Genomic DNA, 22893 nt, shown 5'->3' on the forward strand with positions numbered 1-22893 from the left:
TCAATCAAATGAGTAAACTCTCCAGGGCAGAAAAAAAAGCTTTAAAGAAGCAAAACAGTCTTTTAAAAGTAGAGGATACCTGCATAAACTGTGCAGAGTATATAGCCCTAGACCAGCGTTTTTGCTCGCACTGTGGTGGTAAACGTATTTATAATAGACTCACCTGGCGTAATCTTATAGAAGATTTTGTAGATCGTTTTTTAAATCTGGAAAACTCCTTTCTTAGAACATTTGTAGCGATGTTTACACGCCCAGATGAGGTTATAGGAGGTTATATGAACGGAATGCGTAAGAAGTACTTACCCGCATTCAGTTACTTTGCTATTGCACTTACCATTGCAGGAGTTTATAGTTTTTTACTTAAAAACTATTTTGCAGATGTATTTACAGGTATGCAGGCAGATGCATCTACAATGTTCGTTTCAGACCCAGAACAACTCGCAATGCAAAAGGAATTTGCAGAGGGATGGGCAGAGGAGTGGATAGAGCTAGCTACAGACTACCAGTCTATGTTTTATTTTGCTGCAATACCTCTACTTGCAGTTATCTCAAGAATTGTTTTCTGGAACTATAAGAAGTATAATTTTGTTGAGCATCTGGTCATCTATTTATATGCCTACTCACATACAGCTATGATAACCTCAGTATTATATATATGTTTTATGTGGAGTGAGACTGCTTTTCAAATTATAGGTTTTGCTGGGATGCCACTTGCTGTTCTTTATATAGGTTATGTACTTAAAAGACTCTTTAAATTAGATGCAGCTGGGATTATACTTAAAACGGCATTGTTTGGAGTAGTATTAACAGCAATCACCGCAGTGGTAGGCGGAATTTTTGGTGGGTTGCTTATTTTTAATCTTCTCAAAAATGATGGGCAACCGACAGAAAATGAATCGTCATTTGTAAAAATTATGAGAGAGTCCTTTGAGCAGGGTAAAAGAAAAGGTGAAGAAATGTCTAGAAAGAAGAAAGTCAAAGACTCTATTGAGCAGGACAGTGTAAAGCGACTTGAAGATATACTGGAGATCACTCCAGATATGATTAAAAATAGACCGCAGTAGGAGTACGCTTTCGCGAAAGCGTTATTAAAACTTCATAAATCTCTCTTAATAAGTAGACCATTCTGATAGGAGTATACCTATATTGATACCAGATATTGTAGTATGAAGATTTTTAGAAAAGAGTTAACTAATAATGAGATCATATTTTATGTGCGTAGAGCACTGTGGATCTTGCTTGCGTGGACACTTATATCAAATATTATTTTCTTGTATGATTATGCGACGCTAGTATCTGCAAATGCGCTTACGTCTAATTTTGATTTGGAAGTGTCATTTAAGGCTAACTTGCTTGTGTCTATCGTTGCTGGACTTTTTGGTGGCATTTTTACGGTAAATATAATGGAGCTCTGGCTACGTAAGTATGCCTTCTGGAAGGCGCTTATTTTTATCACCATACTTTATGTGGTGATTGCTATGGTAGTGGGTACCATAGGGGCTTATTATTTTTATAGTGATTCGCTAGGTCTAGCCGTAGGTAGTCAAGAGCTTTTAGATAGAGTATTACAGTTTTATACAGAGCACATATTTATAAAGAACTTTGTAATATGGTTGTTTATCGTATTGCTCACACTTATCGTTTTAATGATAAATGATAAGTATGGTCCAGGCGTTTTTCCAGACTACTTGATGGGGCGTTACTTCTTGCCAAAAAACGAAACCCGTATCTTTATGTTTGCAGATATAAGAGATGCAACACGCATTGCAGAGAAGCTAGGCGAGCAAGAGTATTTTAACTTTCTCAAAGATTTTTTTAATGATATCGCTCCTGCTATAATGCAAACAAAGGGCGAAGTGTATCAATATGTGGGTGATGAGGTGGTTATCACCTGGAAGATGAAAAACGGTGTTAAAAACGCAAATGCGCTACGTTGCTATTACCGTATGAAAAATATTATCTATAAGAAATCTGTACGCTATTATAAACGCTATAATGCATTACCAGATTTTAAGGTAGGTTTTCACTATGGTCAAGTAATGGTAGGGGAGCTGGGCAAGATAAAGCGTGACATTGCATTTTCTGGAGACGTACTCAATACAACAGCACGTATACAAGGTATGTGTAATGATAAAGGCGTAGATATACTGGCGTCTAAAGCCTTTGCAGACTTGCTTAAAAAACTACCTAAAAACACAAGAGTGGTAAAAGTAGGAGATGAACTTCTCAAGGGTAAGTCTGAGCAAGTATCGCTCGTTACATTTGACAGAGATATTTCTGCAAAGTAACGTGTAGTTTGATTTAGCTTGCCTCAGCCTGCATAAACTGTACTTCATAAAGATTGCGATAATGACCGTTTTCTTTTTTAAGTAGCTCTTTATGTGTGCCTTGCTCGATGATTTTTCCTTTCTCCATCACGATAATTTGGTCAGCCTTTTTGATGGTTGCTAGACGGTGTGCAATAACGATAGAGGTACGTCCCTTTGTTATTTTCTTAATAGCTTTCTGTATAAGCTGCTCACTGTGTGAATCTACAGATGAGGTAGCCTCATCTAGCACAAGTATAGATGGATTACTTACATAAGCTCTTAAGAAAGCAATAAGCTGTCGCTGGCCACTAGAGAGCATAGAGCCACGCTCTTTTACGTTATAGTGGTATCCATCTGGTAGACTAGATATAAATTTATGTACGCCTATAGCCTTAGCACTTTCTATAACCTCCTCTTCTGTGATAGATGGGTCTTGTAGCGTGATGTTATTGAGAATGGTATCTGCAAATAAGAATACATCTTGCAATACCACAGCAATTTCCTTACGTAAATCTGTAAGCTTTATGTCTTTTATATCTGTGCCGTCTAGTAATATCTGCCCGCTATCTATCTCATAAAATCTACTCAACAGGTTGATAATTGTAGATTTGCCTGCACCAGTAGAGCCCACAATAGCAATGGTTTCTCCAGCAGCAGCTTCTAGCGATATTCCTTTAAGTACTTCTTCACCGGGTACATACGAGAAGTGTACATCCTTAAAATCTATAACACCTTTTACATCGTTTAATTCTAGAGTACCTGTATTTGTAATAGAAGACTCTGTATCTAGTATGGTAAATACTCTATTTGCGGCCACCATACCCATTTGTAAGGTGTTAAACTTATCTGCTATCTGGCGTAGTGGTGTAAAAAGCATCTGTATGTAACTTATAAAAGCAGTAATTAAACCTATCGTTACAATATCACTTTGTGCTGCTTTAAGACCGCCATACCACACAATAAGACCTATAGTCACGGCTGTACAAATCTCTGCAATAGGGAAGAAAATAGAGTTATACCACACCGTCTTGTTCCAGGCATCTCTGTGCTTGTTATTAATTGCATTAAATTTTTTGTGCTCTATGGCTTCTCGATTAAAAATTTGTACAATTTTCATACCTGTCACGCGCTCTTGTACAAAGGTGTTGAGGTTAGAAACCTGTGTGCGCACTTCTTCGAAGGCAAGCTTCATCGCTCGCTGAAAAACGCGGGTGGCATATAATATAATGGGGAATACCGCAAGTACAATAAGTGTGAGTCTCCAGCTCTCATAAAACATAAAACCTAAGACTACGCTCATTTTAAGTAAGTCTGCAATAATCATAAAGAGTCCTTGTGAGAAAATACTAGAGATGGTCTCTATATCACCTACAGCTCTAGTCACTAGACGACCCACTGCAGATTTGTCAAAATATTGCATTTTGAACCCAAGCATATGGTCAAAGAGTTTAACACGTATATCTTTTATAACCTGCTGGCCTATCCAGTTTGAAAAGTAGATAAACATAAGCTGGAAAACGACCTCACCTACCAGTACAACCGCCATAAGGCGTAAGTAAAAAAATAAGTCTGTGGCAGAGCGTTGTGAGATCCCTAGATCTATGGCGTTCTTTAAAAAGTAAGGGCGTAGCGCTGCACAAACAGATAAGATAATCGCTCCCGCTGCGGCTATGTAAAGCCTGCTACGATAAGGTTTCGTAAAGGCAAGTAATCGTTTGAACAACTGTGTGTCAAAAGCTTTTCCTTTAGTCTCTCCCATTGTTTATATAAATTGTTTCTGGATATATAATCTCTGTTAAATATAAGCCGTGTCCCGGTACAGAGGACCCTGCTTGTGATCTACTCTTTCCTTTTACTACTTCGTGTATCCACGAGACAGGTTTTTTGCCTTGACCTATCTCTAGTAATGTACCTACAATGGCACGTACCATATTGCGCAAAAATCGGTTTGCTGTAATATGGAAGTGGTACTCATCTTCGGTTTCTAGCCACTGCGCTCTAGTAATATCACAAAGATACGTGTTGACCTCTGTCTTTGATTTAGAAAAACATTCAAAATCTGAATAATCTAGTAACGCTACCGCTGCTTCATTCATAAGGCTTAGATCTATATCATATGCTATAGCGTGTGCTTGTTCTGTACTAAAGGGATTTTTACATTTTGCAATGCGATATAGATAAGATCTCGATGTCGCGTCAAAACGTGTGTGAGCCTCATCACGCACATTAAAAATGCGATTTATGGCAATGTCTGGAGGCAAAAACCTATTGAGTTTATAGGTGAGGTTTTTTAATTTATTATCAAGACTTAAATCATCATCCCAGTCAAAGTGGGCATACATCTGCGTAGCGTGCACCCCGGCATCTGTACGTCCTGCACCCATTATGAGTACAGGTTTTCTTAAGATGGTACTCAGTGCTTTTTCTATGGTTTCTTGCACGGTAACAGCATTAGGTTGCCGCTGCCAGCCGTGGTAGTCTTTTCCAAAATAAGAAAGCTCAATAAAATAGCGCACCGTGTTGTATTTTTGTAGCAAATATACGCTTTCGCGAAAGCGCACTCAAATGAAAAAAATCCTCCTCCTTAGCGATACACATAGTTATATAGATGACCACATTCTAGGCCACGTAAAATGGGCAGACGAGGTCTGGCACGCGGGTGATATAGGTGATCTAAAAGTAACAGACACGCTTAAAAAATTAAAGCCGCTACGTGCCGTTTATGGCAATATAGATACCACAGAAGCACGACAAGAATTCCCGCTTAACAATCGTTTTATTTGTGAAGGCGTAGAAGTATTAATTACTCATATAGGAGGCTATCCTGGTAGATACTCTCCTGCTATAAGGGAAGAAATTTATGCACGACCGCCTAAACTGTTTATATGCGGGCATAGTCATATCTTAAAGGTGATGCCAGATAAAAAACTGGGACTATTACATATGAATCCGGGTGCAATAGGGAAGCACGGTTTTCATAAAGTGCGCACAATGCTCAGGTTTACCATACACGAGGGTCGCATTGAGAATCTTGAAGTAATAGAGGTTGCTAGGTAATTATAAGAGTACCAGTCTTTAAGGTAAGTGCTAAGATTATATTAAACTTAGTATATTTTTAAACCTGCTCATTTGCCTTCCCAAAGGTAAATAGTATCTTTGCACCTCATTAAAAACAAGGATAATGCAAGACGGTATTTACGCAAAAATTCATACGCCAAAGGGCGAAATAACACTTAAGCTTGAGCACGAGAAAACTCCTGGAACAGTAGGAAACTTTGTTGCCCTAGCAGAAGGAAACCTAGAGAACTCTCAAAAACCTCAAGGAACACCTTACTATGACGGATTAAAATTTCACCGTGTCATTCCTGATTTTATGATCCAAGGAGGTTGCCCACTGGGAACTGGAACTGGTGATGGAGGATACAAATTTGACGATGAGATTCATCCAGATCTTAAGCACGATGCTCCAGGGAAATTATCTATGGCAAATGCTGGACCAGGAACAAATGGAACTCAGTTCTTCATAACACACATCCCTACAGACTGGTTAGACGGTAAGCACACTGTTTTTGGAAACGTAGTAGAAGGGCAAGACGTAGTAAATAGCGTAGCACAAGGTGATGAGATGGAAAAAATCGAAATCATACGTGTAGGAGCAGAGGCAGAGGCTTGGAACGCGGTAGAAGCATTTAGAACCTTTGAAGGATCTAGAGCTAAGCGTATAGAAGAAGAGAGAGCAGCACAAGCAGCAGAGATAGAAGCACTAGCAACAGGATTTGATACTACTGAAAGCGGACTACGCTACCAGATTATTCAAAAAGGAGATGGTGTAAAAGCAGAAAAAGGTAAAACAGTTTCTGTACACTATAAAGGAGCACTTCCTGACGGAACTGTTTTTGATAGTTCTTTTAAAAGAAACCAACCTATAGATTTTCAACTAGGAGTAGGTCAAGTAATCCCAGGATGGGATGAAGGTATCGCTTTATTAAATGTAGGAGATAAAGCACGTTTAGTAATCCCTTCAGATCTAGCTTACGGTAGTGCAGGAGCTGGTGGTGTAATACCACCTAACGCTACACTCGTATTTGATGTAGAGCTTGTTGCTGTAAAGTAAGGAGTACACTTATAATAGTTTTAAAAGGTCTGGTGTTATGCCAGACCTTTTTTGTTTTTAATAGCTTCTATATTTACATAGCCTCGTGGTTGTTAATAAGGTGTGATAACAATTATGTGTAAAGGCGCAGAGACTTTTCTATTTTTGAGACTATGGAAAAGTTAAGATACCCAATAGGAAAATATTCGATGCCCACAGATATCTCAAACGAGAAGCTTACAGAGTGGATTAACATTCTAGAAGTAATGCCAGCTCAGTTACGAGATATGACAAGCGAGATGAGTGATGAGCAGTTAAACACACCTTACAGACCAGAAGGATGGAACGTGAGACAAGTAGTACATCATCTAGCAGATAGTCATCACAACAGCTATACGCGTTTTAAATGGGCACTCACAGAAGAAAACCCAGTTATAAAACCCTATGATGAAAATGCTTGGACGGCACTCCCAGATCTAGAAGGGATGCCAGTAGAGTGGTCACTACGTCACCTTGAAGTGGTTCATTATAAACTGGTACGATTATTAAGAACGCTCACAGATGAGCAACTGTCTAAAACATTTATTCACCCTGCAGGTGATAAAACCTATAACTTGAAACAAAATGTAGGGCAATATGCCTGGCACAGTATGCATCACTATATGCACATTGCAAACCTAGTGAAAGAGAAAGGCTGGAAATAATTATAGACCTAGCACAAAAAGAAAGTCCGCAGTAGTATCATACTACTGCGGACTTTTTTTTATTAAAATCTCAATACGAGGTTATATTACCACTTTATAATAGAGCTGGCCCACGTAAACCCACTGCCAAAAGCAGCTAGCACTACAGTATCTCCTTCTTTTATCTTCCCATTCTCCCAAGCTTCTGTTAGGGCAATAGGGATAGAAGCAGCCGTTGTGTTTCCGTACTTCTGGATGTTATTATACACCTTATCATCACTAAGCTTAAACTTTTTCTGGACAAATTGTGAGATACGTAAGTTAGCTTGATGCGGTATAAGCATATCGATATCTGTTACATCAAGTTTGTTTTTCTGTAAACCTTCCATAATCACCTCAGAAAAGCGTACCACGGCGTTTTTAAATACAAACTGCCCATTCATATACGGGTAGTAAGGGATATCTTCTTGCGGGTTAGTCTCTATAAGTTCTGGTACCCATTGCTCTGTGCTTGGTCCTTTAAGAGATAGCTCTAGTGCGTGCTCTCCCTCACTGTGTAGGTGAGATGATAATACACCTTTAGTCGTATCTTCTTCTCTAGAAAGTACTGCAGCACCTGCACCATCACCAAATATTACAGACACACTACGTCCTCTAGTGGTAAAATCTAAACCTCCACTATGATTTTCAGATCCTATAACCAGTACATTTTTATACATACCAGATTTTATAAACTGGTCTGCCGTTGCAAGTGCATAGATAAATCCAGAACACTGGTTTCTTACATCTAGTGCAGGTACGGTTTCCATACCCATTAAGTGCTGTACTTGCACACCACAGCCAGGGAAGTAATAGTCTGGGCTGAGTGTCGCAAAGACTATCATATCTATATCCTTATTAGTAAGTCCAGCACGCTCTATAGCAATGGTTGCTGCTTTTACACCCATCTTTGCGGTAGAGTTACCATCTCCTTTTTTGATATGTCTACGCTCTTTTATTCCGGTGCGTTCTTGTATCCACTCATCATTAGTATCCATCAGTTTTGATAGATCATCATTTGTCACCACATTTTCTGGGACATATTTACCTAGTCCGGTAATTTTAGAATTATACATAAGCTGTGTTTGAAAATTGTTTGAGGGTAATTACGCTTTCGCGAAAGCGTAAAACTCTCAGCGTGTAAATATACTTTATCTTAAGGGGTAGATAAAGTGTCTCTCATAATTTTAGTATGCACGCACAGCATAACATATAAACACAAAAAGAGCGCCCGACTAAAAGCGCTCTTTTCAAAAAACAACCTAACCAATAACATGTCACAAAAAGTAACACAATTATTAACCTTTATGCCACAGAGTCTGTGGGTACATAGTTCTTAAAATTATTGACCTTTATTTGTGCTTTGAGATCGTGCATCAAGTTATAAAGTCCAAAAAATGTTCTGTTTATATATAAGAAGTGTTTACTACCTCTATTACCATTCATCTTACGTATTTCTGTATCCTTACTATACTTCTCACTTAATACGGCAATCTGATCAAAAAATGTACTGTCTCTAAAATCAAATTCTTCTTGATGCATAGGCTGTGTGAAGAGGCTGAGCATCTCGTGAAATAGTGCCGAGAAGAACTTTACGGTCTCTGCATCATCATCATCTCGTAATATTTCTAGCTCATATAATTTTTGCTTAAAAATATTAGGGTCATTTATATTTGACGGTTCTGCAAGGTCAAAGTAAGGTATGTAAAAGTCTTGCGGTACGTGCTTAATACAACCAAAGTCTATGGCAATAAGATTGTGGTCTTTATCTACCATAAAGTTACCTGGGTGAGGGTCTGCGTGTATGCGCTTTAAAATATGCATCTGGTACATATAAAAATCCCATAGCGCTTGTCCCAGTTTGTTTGCCGCTTCTTGATCTGTATTATGTGCTACAAACTCACTTAAGTGTTCCCCATCCATCCAGTCCATAGTGAGTATACGCTCACTAGATAGGTCTGGATAGTACCTTGGGAATACAAGATTAGGTATGGTAGCACAGTCTTCTGTCATTGCGATACTTTGTGCTAGCTCTAGATTGTAATCTGTTTCTTCTAGTAGTTTATCTTCTACCTCTTGAAAAAATTTTTCTTTACCCTCGCCTTGAAGATTAAACATCTTCTTTGCAATAGGTTTTACAAGAGCAAGATCACTACTGATACTGTCTGCGACTCCTGGATATTGGATTTTCACAGCAAGTTTTTTCCCATTTAATGTCGCCTGGTGCACTTGGCCTATACTGGCCGCGTTAACACTCTGAGCCGCAAACGTATCATAGAGATCTTCTGGGTATTTACCCAAATATTTTTTAAAGGTTTTACGCACTAAAGGTGGAGATAGGGGAGGAACACTAAATTGTGATAGAGAAAACTTTTCTACATATGCCTTAGGCATAATGTTTTTCTCCATACTAAGCATTTGCGCCACCTTAAGTGCGCTACCTTTTAGACTTTTTAAGCCATCATAAATATCTTCGGCATTATCTTCATTAAGTTGCTCTTTTGTGAGCGATGGGTTAACGACCTTCTTACCGTAATATTTTGCATAGTTTGCACCCACCTTTACGCCAGTCTTTACAAGCTTTGAGGCTCTCTGGAGTTTGTTAGTAGGTATGTGGTCTATTGTTTTCATATATTGATGCCCATAGGGCTTATTATCTTGTTGAGTTGAGGTAAAACCTCGTGCGTACTTATAGTACTACTTTGCCATTGTGAAATTTTCTTTAAAAAGAAATTTTCCAAAGTCTATGATGCTTTCTAGCGGTGTGGTTTCAAAAATGTCAAAAATTGCATTTACAGATTTTTCAATAGCCACATCTGTTTTTTCGAAGGCTGGAGAGTTATCTTCCATCCAGTATTTAAGTAAGAATAAGAACTGTACCCAAGCTCCTTCTTTAAAAAGACGTACAGGATTTTTTGTAATCTTATAATTTTTATCATCATTACCAGCCTCTATAAGGTCTGCTGCAAAAGAGGTAAGGTGACCTCTCAACTCCTTGAGCTGGCTCATATTTTTGAGCATATTTTTATGCTGGTCTAGTGCTACAAGCACATAACTTCTGTTTGCAGTAAGCATCTCAAACATTGTAAAAAAGTATGAGAGCATTTTGTCTTTATTGGTGTACAATTCAAAATCACTGTTTTTGTGAAGCACACCTACAGTATTTGTATGGAAAGCATTCCATATACCTGCTTGAAGATTTTGAAAAGAGCCAAAGAATTTATAAAACTCTGCTTCTTCTATATTGTGCTCTTTACAAAACTTGTAAATCGTTTTTGGTTCTTCTCCGTGCTCTAGCACATACTCCATATATGCTGTAATGAGCATTTGAGCGTTTACTGTCTTCTTCTTGGCAGTAGTCTTTTTAGTCGTTTTCTTTACAGTTGCCATAATATTTGTTGTTTTATGTAAAGATACATTATGTTTAACCTTGCAACAATACTATTAAACAAAAGTTACGTTAAAATTATTTCAAATTATATGAAATCCCTTTTTGTAGTTGCTTGTAAGATGTTTGCTTTGTGATGTTTAATAGTTGGTTGATTAGAGTAGTGGGTGGTGCTATGTATTTTTACGCTTTCGCGAAAGCGTAATTAAAACCTTTATTTTTTAATAATGACACCTTGTCATACTTTGACCGATGGCATACTCCTTGTCTATTTGTGAGTGTTGAAAAAATTAAATAACACTTAAATACATATATAATGAGTAAAATAATAGGAATTGACTTGGGTACTACCAACTCGTGCGTTGCTGTAATGGAAGGTAACGAGCCTACGGTAATCCCTAATGCAGAAGGTAAGAGAACTACTCCATCTGTCATTGCCTTTGTAGAAGGTGGTGAGATTAAAGTAGGAGACCCTGCAAAAAGACAAGCTGTAACAAACCCTACAAAGACTATCGCTTCTGTAAAGCGTTTTATGGGTAACAAGTTTTCTGAATCTAGCAAAGAGGCAGAGCGTGCAGCATATAAAGTAGTAAAAGGTGACAATGATACACCACGTGTAGACATAGATGGCCGTTTATATACACCTCAAGAATTATCTGCGATGACTCTTCAAAAAATGAAGAAAACTGCAGAAGATTACTTAGGACAAGATGTAACAAGAGCTGTAATTACAGTTCCAGCATACTTTAACGATTCTCAACGTCAGGCTACAAAAGAAGCTGGAGAGATTGCAGGTCTTAAAGTAGAGCGTATCATAAATGAGCCTACAGCAGCAGCACTTGCTTATGGTCTTGATAAAAAAGATACAGATCAAAAAATCGTTGTTTTTGACTTTGGAGGAGGAACACACGATGTATCTATACTAGAACTAGGAGATGGCGTTTTTGAAGTATTATCTACAGATGGTGATACACACTTAGGTGGTGATGACGTAGATCAAAAAATCATAAACTGGCTAGCAGAAGAGTTTATTGCAGATGAGGATATGGACCTACGTAAAGACCCAATGGCTTTACAACGTCTTAAAGAAGCTGCAGAAAAGGCTAAGATTGAGCTTTCTTCTTCTACACAGACAGAAATTAACCTTCCTTATGTAACTGCTACGGCTTCTGGGCCTAAGCACTTAGTACGTACTTTAAGCCGTGCAAAATTTGAAGCGTTAATAGACGACCTAGTAAAAAGAACAATAGAGCCTTGCCAGACAGCACTTAAATCTGCTGGATTAAGTACAGGAGATATCGATGAGATTATTCTTGTAGGAGGATCTACTCGTATCCCTGCAGTACAGGCAGCGGTAGAGAAGTTCTTTGGTAAAGCACCATCAAAAGGAGTAAACCCAGATGAGGTTGTTGCCGTAGGAGCAGCAATACAAGGAGGAGTACTTACTGGAGATGTAAAAGATGTATTACTACTAGATGTAACACCACTTTCATTAGGTATTGAGACTATGGGTAACGTATTTACAAAACTTATAGAAGCAAACACTACAATACCTACTAAGAAGTCACAAGTATTCTCTACAGCGGCAGATAATCAGCCTAGTGTAGATATACACGTACTACAAGGTGAGCGCCCTATGGCGGCAGATAACAAAACGATAGGTCGTTTCCAGTTAACTGATATCCCACCAGCACAAAGAGGTGTACCACAAATTGAAGTAACTTTTGATATTGATGCAAATGGTATCATTAAAGTAAGTGCAGTAGATAAAGCAACTGGAAAATCTCAAGATATCCGTATCGAGGCATCTTCTGGACTATCTGAAGAAGAAATTGCAAAGATGAAAGCAGAGGCAGAAGCAAATGCAGAGTCTGATAAAAAAGCAAAAGAAACCGCAGATAAGATAAACGAGGCAGATGGTATGATTTTCCAAACGGAAAAACAACTTACTGAGTTTGGTGATAAGTTATCTGACGATAAGAAGAAGCCTATCGAAGATGCACTTGCAGAGCTTAAAGCAGCTTACGAGACTAAGTCTGTAGACGCGATTACTCCAGCACTAGATAAAATCAACGAAGCTTGGAAAGTTGCATCTGAAGAGATGTACAAAGCGCAAGCAGATGGTGCTGGGCAACCAGGACCAGATGCACAAGCTGGACCAGATGCTGGTGGAGATACTGCTAGTGATGTAGAAGACGTAGACTTCGAAGAAGTCAAGTAGCCTGTACTGAGCGTAGTCGAAGTATAGACTTCGAAGAAGTTAAGTACTATTTACTAAGTGTAGTCGAAGTATAGATTTTGAAGAGGTAAAATATTTGCTTAACAAAAATCGGTAATTTATTGAGACACTATATATAATGAAATCCCTTTGACGTGAAGTTAAAGGGATTTTTTTTGCGCTTTCGCGAAAGCGGTATTACACGCATCTTTACAAAATCTAATTTATAGAAGATAATGTATAGCTTTTTGTAGTATAAATCATACAATAGTGTAGTACAGCTGTATAAATATGCACTATAACGAGTTTTTTATAGAGGTCTCACCTATATTTGCGACACTAAACCAGTCTAATTATGGGGAAATTATACCTGTTTCTTATCTTTTTTGTAACCGTAACTACAACAACATTTGCACAATGTGGTGACACAGAGACTTTTACTGTTTGTGATATGACTGTTGTAGACGGTGATAACAACGGTACTCCAGATGGAATCATAAATCTATATGAAGAGTTCTCTACACTGAGCGGTACAACGATTACTGCTGCAGATGGTATGTGGTTTGATCCAAACTTTAACTTTGCCCTAGATGTAGTTACTGGTGAGCTTTATTTATGGGATCTTGATAGCTCTTCGGAACTTGATACAGATTATCAATTTGAATTTTTGAGCGGTACATCTGGCTGTCCAGAAGATGTGCAATACTTATTTAATATCGTACTAGGTCCTTATTCTGGAACTGTTGCAAACACGATGGATGGTGCCATAAACTTACAGGTATGTCAACCAGCTCCACCAGCAGAGTGTATGCAGTTTACAGAGATTGACTTGTTTCAAACTATGCTTTCTAACCCTAGTCCGCATAGCAATGGGGAGTGGACATATACTGGGTCGAGTGCTAACTTTGTTTCTATAAGTGGCAACCGTTTTCTTAACGTAAACATTCCATATCAAGAGGGTCCACCGCTAGTAGATGAAGAGACATTTGAGCTAGTTTATACAGTGCCAGGTATAACACCTTGTGATGCAGAGCAATCTACAACCGTTACAGTATCTGTGGTTAGGGAGCCTTTTGCTGGATTTGCAAATCAATTTAATATCTGTGATACAGAACTTATAGCTGGTAATTATGATGGAGATATTGATTTACTAGAAGATGAGTTTCTAGTAAACGAAAATATAGAAGGAATATGGCTAGATGCGACAGACCCTACAGGTCAAATCACGGGTCCAGGAGATTCTGTAATTAATCTTGCTCAGGTGTATGCAGATCTTGTAATGAGTAACCCTAGGTTTGGATCACAAACTTACGAGTACCAATATTTTGTAGAAAGTAGGTCTACCGTTTGTAATGATGCGACAAGTACCATAGGTTTTACATTTTATGAATCTGTAAGACCGTTTAGTCAAAACGAAAATGAAGCAACATTTTGTACTACAGATGAAACATTAGGAAGTGTTAATCTATATGATTATGTAGAATTTACTACAGAAAATGGAGTGCTTTATGATTATCCTAATAATGATTACACTAACTGGACATTGATTTCTGGACCTTCAGATTTAGGATTAGTTTCTAACACAGGTGATATCGCTACAACGACAGAAGATCCAGGGTATACAAGTCAAGGTACTATAGATTTATCAAATCTCGATCCTCTCACCGCTGCTGGAACATATGTTTTTGAGTTTACTGTAGATGAGGAGTATAATGCAGAGGCAATAGAAGAACAAGTTTTTGATATTCCTGACGGTTGTTCTTCAGAAATAAATGAGAATCACCCTTGTGATACTCAAACCGCTCAAATTACTATAGTTATTACAAATCCAAACTATGCAGGAGAAGACACTGCAGATCTTGAATTTTGTGAGAATGAAGAAACACTTACACTTACAGATTTACTAGAGACAGATGGTGTACAAACAGTATATGTTGGGCCAGATGGTGTATGGACAGACACAGCAACATCTACTGTGATAGATAATAACTTTGTTATTCCTGAAATTACTGGAGGTTCACAAACCTTTGATTTTGTATACAACACAACAACTAGCGCTAGTGACTGTGCAGATAGCGCTACATTGAGCTTTACTATTTATGAGCAATATGATGCTGGGGAAGATACTCTAGTAGATATTTGTGCAAATAGTGAAGAGGTAGATCTTTTTACACTACTAGAAGGTAGTCCAGATACTAATGGAACTTGGACGGGTCCAGAAGGATACACTACTACAGATAATGTTGCAAATTATGATCCAGCGACTAATGCCGCAGGAGATTATGTATACACCGTGCCTAGCAATGAAAGTTGTGATGAAGATATGGCAACATTAAGTATAACGCTACTCGAGTTTCTGTATGCAGGAGAAGATACTGCAGGCGTAGAGATATGTGATGTAGATGCAGAGTCTCCTATTAATCTTATCAATTTATTAGATACAAATGGTACAGATACTATTTATGAAGGAACACAAGGAGTGTGGACAGATACGGTAAGTGGCGAGGAAGTTGCAAATCCATTTTTATATGCAGAAATAGATGGGCAAGCAACCTTTAATTTTACTTATACGACAACATCAGACGACGGTTGTATAGATATTGCGACACTAGAGTTTACCATATTTGAAAGTGTAAGTCCAGGTGTAGACGCAATTTATGAGACCTGTGCTGTAGATGATGTTGTAAACTTATTTGACTTTTTAGAAGGTACTCCTGCTACAACGGGAACTTGGACAGGTCCTGAGGGATATATAACCACAGATAATGAAGCAATTTTTGACCCTACAATAAACGCCGAGGGTAACTATATATATACTACACCAGCAAATGGTGTTTGCGAAGCGTTAAGTGCAACAGTTACGGTTTCCTTTTTTGAAAATAATTATCCTGGAGAAGATACTGCTGGTGTTACTATTTGTGACGAGGCTGGATTTGTGAGTCTTATCTCTTTGCTAGAAACAAACGGTGTTGAGGTTATTTATTCTGGACCTCTAGGTGAGTTTACAGATGCGGTAACAGGTGAAGTGGTAGATAACTTCTTTTTCTTTCCGGAGATAGATGGTGAGCAGGATTTTAGTTTTATTTATGCGACCACTACAGAAAATGGTTGTGATGCCCAAGCTACATTAGACTTTACAGTCTTTGAGCAAGAAGATCCGGGTATTACATCAAGTATTGTACTGTGCCAAGATGATGCGCCACTTGATTTATTTTTATCACTCTCTGGTACTCCAGATACAACAGGAACTTGGACAGGCCCTGGTGGTTATTTTTCTTCTTCAAGCGAGGCGATATTAGACCCTATGACTGCGCTAGACGGAGATTATATTTATACCATTGCTGCTACAGATGTGTGTCCAGAGGCTTTTGCTTGGGTAAATGTCACTGTAAACGGAATCGCAAATGCAGGAGAAGATCTAGACACCTTTGTTTGTCCTGGTGATTATACACTCTCGCTTTTTGACTTTTTGAGTGAAGGGGCAGATGTAACGGGACAGTTTATAAATCTTGATACATCGCTCATCATAGAGGATGGGCTACTATCTATAGTCGATTTTGAACCTGGGACGTTTTCATATATGTACCTCGTAGAAAATGACAACTGTGGTGATGATGATGCGACTATCACTTTTACTATAACAGCGATAGATGCGCCTTCGGTAGCAGATCCAGAGACGTTTTGTATTAATGATGATCAGACTTTGGGAGATATTTTAGTTACTGGAGCGGCAGTTTATAATTGGTACGCTTTCGCGGAAGCGGGCTCCCCCTTACCATTATCCACATTGCTAGAAAATAATGTCACGTATTATGTGGCTGCCATAGATGAAAATGGTTGTGAGTCTGAAAGAGTTTCATACCTAGCCGATATCTTGCCACTTACTGATGGTAGCTGCCAGCAAGAGATATCTGACGGGGTGTCTGACAATGGTGATGGTCAAAACGATTTTCTAGACTTAGGAACGTACCCAGATTTATATCCAAATTTTGATATTCAAATCTTTAATAGATACGGTACCATTGTGTATAGAGGAAATAAAAATACTCCAGCCTTTGACGGAAGTGCAAACACTGGCTCAGGACTAGGAGATCAATTACCTACGGGTGTGTATTTCTATATCCTGTATCCAAACGACTCGGAGACAGAACCTATAGACGGTAATTTTTACTTAAGTAGATAAAATAAAAAGCATATTATGAAATTTAGATTATTCATACTAGCGGCATTTTGTAGTTTATCTACGCTCGCACAACAAGAACCGCAGTACACACAGTATATGTACAATCAGGGTGTGGTAAACCCTGCATATATGATTAATGAGCCAGGACTCATACGTATAGGGAGTCTATACAGATCGCAATGGGTAGGTCTTGAAGGAGCTCCTACCACAGCAAATGTTTTTGCAAACATCCCACTCAACGAGCGCGTAGAGATAGGTGTTAATTATGTAAATGACCAGATAGGAGATGTACTTACTACAAATAATTTTAATGTAAACTTTGCTTACAGAATTAATGTAGCAGAAAGTACTAATCTATCATTTGGTTTAAAACTAGGAGTAGATAACCAGAGTCTTGATTTTACGGGGCAAAATATTACTAGTGACCAAGCCTTTCAAAATGGCCAGACAACATCTCTTAATGTAGGTGCTGGGGTATTTCTCTTTAAAGAAAATTATTATGTAGGCTTAAGTTCTCCTAGTGTAATTCCTTATAAGATAGAAAATAGATTTGAAGATGGAGGAAGCTCTGTACTTTATAAAAAGGATCCTACTGCTTACTTAATGGCTGGATATGTTTATGAGGTGACAGATATGCTCAAGATCAAGCCTTCTGGTGTAGCAAAGTGGGTGAGTGGTGCACCACTTACTTTTGACCTCTCTGTAAACGCACTTTATGATGATAAATTTGAGCTAGGTGTCTCATATAGACATCAAGATGCTATCGCAGCTCTTGCCGGCTTTAATATCACAAACAGTCTCAAATTAGGTTATAGCTACGATTTTAATGTAAGTGATCTTAACAGCTTTAATAATGGGAGTCACGAGATTGTATTGTTATACACTTTTGACATATTAGGCTTACAGAAAAGATACATCTCACCTAGATTTTATTAAGATGAAAAATATATACCTACTACTTGCAATACTGTGCCTGAGTACAACAGTCATTGCACAATCTAAAAAAGGAGATCGGTTCTTTAAGAGAGGAGATTATATAGGTGCTGCACATTATTATGAGCAAGCACTTAAGGATAATAACTCTAAAGAAAATTTAAGTAAAGTAATAGATGCCTACTACTTAGGTCAAGATTATAAAAGCGCAGCCTTATATCTTAATCAACTTGTAAATGAGCGTTTTAATGATCAAAATAGAACGTTTGATAATGAATTTAATTTTAAAATGTACCACGCACTAACGGTCACCGGTGAGGGCGTAGAAGCATTAAACTACCTTGAAGCTTATTATAAAAACAAAGGAGAAGATTTTGATAAAACTAAAGCGCTAGAAACAGTCAAAGCCTTATCTAGCAGTAATCCTAAATTTGATGCTACAAAGAGTAACATAAGCTCTGAGGCAGATGATTTTGGACCTGTACGTGTAGGTGATAGTGTATTCTTTACCTCAGATCGTCTCAATGATGATGTTTTTAAAACATTATTTGCAAAACGTTTTAAGTCTACACAAAGACCTTTTCTTGATATTTATGGAGTACGTGTTAATGATAAAAATGAACTAGCTGGTGAAGCCGTTCGTTTAGGTCAAGGTGTAAATTCTTCATTACACGATGGTAATATAAGCTTTAACGCAGCAGGTGATGAGATGTACATCTCGCGTAGTGCTTATGAAAAAAGTGATTCAAAAAGAATTTTTGATGAAGAAGGGACGAATCGTGTTCACTTATATAAAAGTGTGCGCATAGACGAGATTTGGAGAGAAGCAGAGCGTCTACCTTTTGTAAAAGAGCAATTTTCATATATGCACCCTACACTCACTAAAGATGGTAAGCGACTTTACTTTGCTTCAGATATGGATGGCGGTCTAGGTGGTTATGATATTTATTATGTCACGGTACATCTTGATGGCTCTTATGGTACACCCGTAAATTTAGGACCTACTATAAATACAGTTCACAGAGAGCAATTTCCTTATGTGTCAGACAGTGGGGACTTATACTTTGCTACAGACGGAAGATTAGGACTAGGATTGTTAGACATCTTTGTAGCCCCACTTACCGTAAAAGGATTTACAGAACCTATTAATCTAGGCGCACCTGTAAACTCGCCTTATGATGACTTTAGTCTCACATACTACGCTCAAAATGAAGGTCTTTTTGCAACAAGCAGAAGCGGAAAAGATGACGATATTTATAGTTTTGTCCAGACAGGTGAGCTTATTACTAGAAAGTTTAACACACGATTTGAAATAAGAGATGCTGTAACAAATGAGTTAATAAGTGATGCAACTATTAAGATTATAGGATATCAAGGAAAAGAAATTTACAAGAAGACACAAGCCGTTGCGGGCACTTTTACCGTGCCACTTACTGTAGATGATTATACATTTATAGGCTCTGGAGTTAACCACGATCAAGGTAGCTTAGACTTCCAGATAAGAGGCGTGCAAGAGGCTCCTTATGTGATTAAAGTAAATCGCATATTTACCGAGTCAGAACTCACGATGATGAAACAAAAGAATCTTGCAAAAGATCTTAAAGATAAAGACCCTAGCCGTTTTGAGTTACTCACAGACACACAGTCGCCACAAGTGGTAGAAAAAGAAGGTAAGCTATTTATAGATGTAGCTCCTATTTACTTTGATTTTGATCTATACGGTATAAGAGAAGATTCTCAAGTTGTACTCGATGAGCTTGCTGCAAAGCTTATAAAGTATAAACGTATCAAAATGAAAATACAATCTCATACAGATAGTCGTGGGCCAGAGGCATATAATGTTCCGTTATCACAAAACAGAGCAAAAGCTACATTTGATTATCTTGTAGAAAAAGGAATAGACCCTACTCGCATACAGTATCAAGGTTATGGTAACAGCCAGCCAATAGTAGATTGTCCAGCGGGGCAATGTACAGAAGAAGAGCACCAGCTCAATAGGCGTAGTGAGTTTGAGATAACAGGTTACTAGAGATATAATCATTCATAAAAAAAGCAACAGTTTATGTTGCTTTTTTTTTGGGTTTACGCTTTCGCGAAAGCGTACTCATAACCAGTACTTACATAAGTTGAGTACTTATCTCATTTATAAACGGAACGTGCACCTCGTGCTTTCCTTTGAAAACCTGCACATTTAACCTTTCTCCAAAAAGTGCGGAGCCTTTAAGTTGTTGCTCTGTCTTACGGGCTTCTGTGATGTACTCATCCTCATCTCCATAGAGATAAGTTACCGTAGTGCTTTGTGGTAGAAAATTAAAGTCTGTTGCTTCGAGTTCTTGAGGTATCGCACCAGAGTGTAGCAGTAGATAATCACAAGATAGCGCTCTGTGTGCCATCCAGCGGGTGAGTATAGAGACTCCTTGCGAGTAACCCATAAAGATAAAGCGTACTTCTTGATTTCCTATTTTCTCAAGTTCTTTGCTCCACATTGCATCTAGATAGGCAAAGAGATTTTCCTTCTCGGTTTCTATATTTTCTCTAGTAAGCCAGCTTGCACCTATGTATTTAAAACGTTTATCTTGATAGTACTTGCTAGGCGCCTGTGGTGCTATGATATAATTCTCAGTAGTATCTAGAGCCTTAAAGTACTTGATAAAATATTTTGATAAATACCCCATACCGTGTAGTGCTATCCATACATTTTTAGTCTGTGAGGTTACATCATTAAGTGTGGTATACGTATTAGTATGTGTGTAGGTTATACTATTTTCTTCCATAGGTGATAAAAGTAGAAAAGCTTGTAGAATCTTGTTAGTAATAAGGCATAAAAAAAACCACTCGATAGAGTGGTTTTAGGTTGCTTTGAGAGCAACTTATATGTTAATACCTACTGGTAGTAGCTTTTTGTACTTACGGCGGTTAGAGCGCATAAATTTTGCAATTTCTGGACTTGTTGGGACGAGGTTAATCTCTCTATCTGCTACTTCCTTAAAAACGGCTACTATAAACTCGTTCATATGGTCTTCTGTGCCTTCTGGCATAAATATTTTAGTGAGGAAGATCTTACGCTCTTGTAAGGAATATTCCATTTTTGCAAGCTTTCCGTCAAAGGTAGTTTCGAATTGTCTTAGAAACTCATTGTCTGTCAATTCAATTGCTGTTGTAGCCTCCATAAATTTTGAAAAATATTTAGTATTTGTAATATAATTAACACGTAATAAGAAATCAGTCTTTAGTTTTATGCGCTGTAAACGCTGGTATTTGAGAATATTTTTAAAACATATGAATTTCTTAATAAGAAAGTGTTGCAAATTTACAAAAAATTCCCGAAATAGGCCACTACTTCTATGTTAAACCCTTATTCCTAAGTAAGATGATACACGTGTATTTGATGCCTGGTATGGCTGCAAATCCTTCTATATTTGAAAATATAAGCTTACCGAGTGCTTCTTATACTACGCATTTACTAGAATGGCAGCTGCCAGAACCTGGGGAGTCACTATCACAGTATGCCCTCCGTATGACACAGTTTATAGAGCACGATGATATTGTATTGCTAGGCGTGAGTTTTGGTGGAGTGCTCGTACAAGAGATGGCAAAGCACATCAATGTGCGCAAGCTCATACTAGTAAGCACTGTAAAAAGTAAGTATGAATTACCGAGGCGAATGAAGCTTTCGCGAAAGCTAAAACTCTACAAAGCACTTCCAGCCAGTCTTATAGAAGATGTTGATAAACTTGCTAAATATGCCTTTGGAGAAACCATAAAAAACCGCTTAGATTTGTATCAGAAATATCTATCTATGAATGATAGAAGATATATGAAGTGGGCAGTAAAAGAAATGGTGTGCTGGGATCAAGAAACCCCTACAGAAAATGCAATACATATACACGGCACAGCAGATAAAGTGTTTCCAGTCAAGTATATAGATAATTGTATAAAGGTTCAAGAGGGAACACATATAATGGTGATAACTCGTGCAAAATGGTTTAATGAACATTTGCCAAAACTCATTGAAAATGAGTAAATTGATTTAAAATAGAAAAGACGATGATAATGATGAAGAAAATTTTTGCAGGTGTGGCGATAGTCGCAGTTGCCGGTCTTGTTATAAACTCTGCAAAAGCTCCACAAGAGCAAGAGGAAGAACAAGTACCCGTAAAAGATGAAAAAGTACAAACCGAAAAACTTGTAAACGACTATAACGTATATGCCATCCCTATGCCAGATGGACTCAACTTTGCTGGAGAGGAAGTGCCTGTACAAAATCCAGACATTAAGGAACGTATGGATCGCGAACTTCTGGTAAATACCTACTGGCAGTCTAATGCGTTATTGCTTTTTAAAAGAGCGCACAAATACTTTCCTATCATAGAGCCCATACTTGCCGAAGAGGGCGTACCAGATGATCTTAAATACCTTGCAGTTATTGAGAGTGGTCTTACACAGGCGGTATCACCTGCAAGAGCTACAGGTTTCTGGCAAATTATGAAAGAAACGGGTAAAGAGTACGGTCTAGAAGTAAACAGCAATGTAGATGAGCGTTACCACATAGAGAAGTCTACAAGGGCTGCTTGCCAGTACTTAAAGAAGTCTAAAGAGCGTTTTGGAAACTGGACGGCTGCTGCTGCTGCATATAATGCAGGTAACTATGGTGTGTCACGTCGCTTTGAGGAGCAAAATGTAGATGATTATTATGACTTACTTCTAGGTGAAGAGACAGGTAGATATGTTTTTAGAATTATCGCGCTTAAGGAGATTCTTAATAACCCAAAAAAGTATGGATTTAATTTTAGAACAGAAGACCTATATACCGCTGTACCTACATACAAGGTAGAAGTTGATACAGCAGTCACAGATTTTGTAAAATTTGCTGAGCGTTTTGGGATTAATTATAAGATTTTAAAAATACATAACCCTTGGTTGAGGGAGCCTAAGCTCAATAATAGCTCAAGAAAGAAATATTATATAGAGATACCTAAACAAGGAGCATACTCTTTAGGGAGATAACAATGTAATAACACATCGTTGTAAATGAAAAGCCTGACAG

The 22893-nt window shown here is 38.0% G+C and carries 18 protein-coding genes; 11 read left to right on the forward strand and 7 right to left on the reverse strand.

Annotation, left to right across the window (positions count from 1 at the left end; genetic code table 11):
* Positions 1–8 precede the first annotated feature (8 nt).
* Both ABVM49_RS09750 and ABVM49_RS09755 read left to right on the forward strand, forming a co-directional pair.
* Positions 9–1064 (forward strand): DUF3667 domain-containing protein, encoded by a 1056-nt coding sequence (locus tag ABVM49_RS09750; RefSeq protein ID WP_405201686.1) that lies wholly within the window; start codon positions 9–11, stop codon positions 1062–1064.
* A 102-nt stretch (positions 1065–1166) separates the two neighbouring features.
* The gene (locus ABVM49_RS09755) at positions 1167–2288 is read left to right on the forward strand and encodes an adenylate/guanylate cyclase domain-containing protein (protein WP_405201687.1); all 1122 of its coding nucleotides are present in this window, start codon (positions 1167–1169) and stop codon (positions 2286–2288) included.
* A gap of 13 nt (positions 2289–2301) precedes the next feature.
* Here ABVM49_RS09755 and ABVM49_RS09760 read toward each other — a convergent pair whose 3' ends face one another.
* Together ABVM49_RS09760 and truA are read right to left on the reverse strand one after the other, a co-directional pair.
* Complete coding sequence (locus tag ABVM49_RS09760) at positions 2302–4068, reverse strand: ABC transporter ATP-binding protein (protein WP_405201689.1); 1767 nt, start codon at positions 4066–4068, stop codon at positions 2302–2304.
* A complete protein-coding gene (gene truA / locus ABVM49_RS09765) occupies positions 4055–4825 on the reverse strand; it encodes a tRNA pseudouridine(38-40) synthase TruA (protein WP_405201690.1) in 771 nt (256 codons plus the stop codon). Before truA ends, ABVM49_RS09760 begins: the two co-directional genes overlap by 14 nt.
* Before the next feature lie 49 nt (positions 4826–4874).
* Here truA and ABVM49_RS09770 point away from each other — a divergent pair, with 49 nt between their 5' ends.
* The 3 genes from ABVM49_RS09770 to ABVM49_RS09780 all read left to right on the forward strand — a co-directional run bounded on the left by ABVM49_RS09770 (position 4875) and on the right by ABVM49_RS09780 (position 7106).
* Positions 4875–5366 carry a metallophosphoesterase gene (locus tag ABVM49_RS09770; protein WP_298348251.1) on the forward strand — a complete coding sequence of 164 codons (492 nt, stop codon included), beginning with the start codon at positions 4875–4877 and terminating at the stop codon, positions 5364–5366.
* A 124-nt stretch (positions 5367–5490) separates the two neighbouring features.
* Positions 5491–6423, forward strand: a complete 933-nt coding sequence (locus tag ABVM49_RS09775) for a peptidylprolyl isomerase (RefSeq protein ID WP_299148351.1) — start codon at positions 5491–5493, stop codon at positions 6421–6423.
* A gap of 152 nt (positions 6424–6575) precedes the next feature.
* On the forward strand, positions 6576–7106 hold the full coding sequence (locus ABVM49_RS09780) for a YfiT family bacillithiol transferase (protein WP_035324490.1): 531 nt from the start codon (positions 6576–6578) through the stop codon (positions 7104–7106).
* Positions 7107–7192: 86 nt separating this feature from the next.
* On the opposite strand, the gene ABVM49_RS09785 is transcribed toward ABVM49_RS09780, so the two are convergent.
* The 3 genes from ABVM49_RS09785 to ABVM49_RS09795 all read right to left on the reverse strand — a co-directional run bounded on the left by ABVM49_RS09785 (position 7193) and on the right by ABVM49_RS09795 (position 10514).
* The gene (locus ABVM49_RS09785) at positions 7193–8200 is read right to left on the reverse strand and encodes a 3-oxoacyl-ACP synthase III family protein (RefSeq protein ID WP_298348260.1); all 1008 of its coding nucleotides are present in this window, start codon (positions 8198–8200) and stop codon (positions 7193–7195) included.
* 229 nt (positions 8201–8429) lie between these two features.
* The gene (locus tag ABVM49_RS09790) at positions 8430–9755 is read right to left on the reverse strand and encodes an ABC1 kinase family protein (RefSeq protein WP_405201691.1); all 1326 of its coding nucleotides are present in this window, start codon (positions 9753–9755) and stop codon (positions 8430–8432) included.
* Positions 9756–9821: 66 nt separating this feature from the next.
* Positions 9822–10514, reverse strand: coding sequence for a TetR family transcriptional regulator C-terminal domain-containing protein (locus ABVM49_RS09795; RefSeq protein ID WP_405201692.1), 693 nt, complete (start codon positions 10512–10514; stop codon positions 9822–9824).
* Positions 10515–10828: 314 nt separating this feature from the next.
* On the opposite strand from ABVM49_RS09795, the gene dnaK reads away from it, so the two are divergent.
* The 4 genes from dnaK (at position 10829) to ABVM49_RS09815 (ending at position 19875) form a co-directional block, all read left to right on the forward strand.
* On the forward strand, positions 10829–12733 hold the full coding sequence (gene dnaK / locus ABVM49_RS09800) for a molecular chaperone DnaK (protein ID WP_405201693.1): 1905 nt from the start codon (positions 10829–10831) through the stop codon (positions 12731–12733).
* Positions 12734–13085: 352 nt separating this feature from the next.
* Positions 13086–16913, forward strand: a complete 3828-nt coding sequence (locus ABVM49_RS09805) for a gliding motility-associated C-terminal domain-containing protein (protein ID WP_405201694.1) — start codon at positions 13086–13088, stop codon at positions 16911–16913.
* A gap of 15 nt (positions 16914–16928) precedes the next feature.
* Positions 16929–17849: a type IX secretion system membrane protein PorP/SprF gene (locus tag ABVM49_RS09810; RefSeq protein ID WP_021778667.1), complete on the forward strand. Its 921-nt coding sequence runs from the start codon at positions 16929–16931 to the stop codon at positions 17847–17849.
* 1 nt (position 17850) lies between these two features.
* Complete coding sequence (locus tag ABVM49_RS09815) at positions 17851–19875, forward strand: OmpA family protein (RefSeq protein ID WP_405201695.1); 2025 nt, start codon at positions 17851–17853, stop codon at positions 19873–19875.
* Positions 19876–19963: 88 nt separating this feature from the next.
* Here the strand turns inward: ABVM49_RS09815 and ABVM49_RS09820 are convergent, their stop codons facing one another.
* Together ABVM49_RS09820 and ABVM49_RS09825 are read right to left on the reverse strand one after the other, a co-directional pair.
* Positions 19964–20620 (reverse strand): alpha/beta hydrolase, encoded by a 657-nt coding sequence (locus ABVM49_RS09820; RefSeq protein WP_405201696.1) that lies wholly within the window; start codon positions 20618–20620, stop codon positions 19964–19966.
* Between the two features lie 96 nt (positions 20621–20716).
* Positions 20717–21016, reverse strand: a complete 300-nt coding sequence (locus tag ABVM49_RS09825; RefSeq protein WP_298348275.1) for an N-acetyltransferase — start codon at positions 21014–21016, stop codon at positions 20717–20719.
* 200 nt (positions 21017–21216) lie between these two features.
* Here ABVM49_RS09825 and ABVM49_RS09830 point away from each other — a divergent pair, with 200 nt between their 5' ends.
* Both ABVM49_RS09830 and ABVM49_RS09835 read left to right on the forward strand, forming a co-directional pair.
* The gene (locus ABVM49_RS09830; protein ID WP_405201697.1) at positions 21217–21870 is read left to right on the forward strand and encodes an alpha/beta fold hydrolase; all 654 of its coding nucleotides are present in this window, start codon (positions 21217–21219) and stop codon (positions 21868–21870) included.
* Positions 21871–21899: 29 nt separating this feature from the next.
* Positions 21900–22853 carry a lytic transglycosylase domain-containing protein gene (locus tag ABVM49_RS09835; protein ID WP_405201698.1) on the forward strand — a complete coding sequence of 318 codons (954 nt, stop codon included), beginning with the start codon at positions 21900–21902 and terminating at the stop codon, positions 22851–22853.
* The last annotated feature ends 40 nt before the right edge of the window (positions 22854–22893 follow it).

Source organism: Dokdonia sp. LLG6352-1, assembly GCF_045055815.1.
GTDB classification, from domain to species: domain Bacteria; phylum Bacteroidota; class Bacteroidia; order Flavobacteriales; family Flavobacteriaceae; genus Dokdonia; species Dokdonia donghaensis.

What these genes read in the sequence shown, in the direction of transcription:
- ABVM49_RS09750 (WP_405201686.1), top strand. Translation starts at nt 9, where the DNA reads ATGAGTAAACTCTCCAGGGCAGAAAAAAAAGCTTTAAAGAAGCAAAAC.
- ABVM49_RS09755 (WP_405201687.1), top strand. Translation starts at nt 1,167, where the DNA reads ATGAAGATTTTTAGAAAAGAGTTAACTAATAATGAGATCATATTTTAT.
- ABVM49_RS09760 (WP_405201689.1), bottom strand. Translation starts at nt 4,068, where the DNA reads ATGGGAGAGACTAAAGGAAAAGCTTTTGACACACAGTTGTTCAAACGA.
- ABVM49_RS09770 (WP_298348251.1), top strand. Translation starts at nt 4,875, where the DNA reads ATGAAAAAAATCCTCCTCCTTAGCGATACACATAGTTATATAGATGAC.
- ABVM49_RS09775 (WP_299148351.1), top strand. Translation starts at nt 5,491, where the DNA reads ATGCAAGACGGTATTTACGCAAAAATTCATACGCCAAAGGGCGAAATA.
- ABVM49_RS09780 (WP_035324490.1), top strand. Translation starts at nt 6,576, where the DNA reads ATGGAAAAGTTAAGATACCCAATAGGAAAATATTCGATGCCCACAGAT.
- ABVM49_RS09785 (WP_298348260.1), bottom strand. Translation starts at nt 8,200, where the DNA reads ATGTATAATTCTAAAATTACCGGACTAGGTAAATATGTCCCAGAAAAT.
- ABVM49_RS09790 (WP_405201691.1), bottom strand. Translation starts at nt 9,755, where the DNA reads ATGAAAACAATAGACCACATACCTACTAACAAACTCCAGAGAGCCTCA.
- ABVM49_RS09795 (WP_405201692.1), bottom strand. Translation starts at nt 10,514, where the DNA reads ATGGCAACTGTAAAGAAAACGACTAAAAAGACTACTGCCAAGAAGAAG.
- dnaK (WP_405201693.1), top strand. Translation starts at nt 10,829, where the DNA reads ATGAGTAAAATAATAGGAATTGACTTGGGTACTACCAACTCGTGCGTT.
- ABVM49_RS09805 (WP_405201694.1), top strand. Translation starts at nt 13,086, where the DNA reads ATGGGGAAATTATACCTGTTTCTTATCTTTTTTGTAACCGTAACTACA.
- ABVM49_RS09810 (WP_021778667.1), top strand. Translation starts at nt 16,929, where the DNA reads ATGAAATTTAGATTATTCATACTAGCGGCATTTTGTAGTTTATCTACG.
- ABVM49_RS09815 (WP_405201695.1), top strand. Translation starts at nt 17,851, where the DNA reads ATGAAAAATATATACCTACTACTTGCAATACTGTGCCTGAGTACAACA.
- ABVM49_RS09820 (WP_405201696.1), bottom strand. Translation starts at nt 20,620, where the DNA reads ATGGAAGAAAATAGTATAACCTACACACATACTAATACGTATACCACA.
- ABVM49_RS09825 (WP_298348275.1), bottom strand. Translation starts at nt 21,016, where the DNA reads ATGGAGGCTACAACAGCAATTGAATTGACAGACAATGAGTTTCTAAGA.
- ABVM49_RS09830 (WP_405201697.1), top strand. Translation starts at nt 21,217, where the DNA reads ATGATACACGTGTATTTGATGCCTGGTATGGCTGCAAATCCTTCTATA.
- ABVM49_RS09835 (WP_405201698.1), top strand. Translation starts at nt 21,900, where the DNA reads ATGATGAAGAAAATTTTTGCAGGTGTGGCGATAGTCGCAGTTGCCGGT.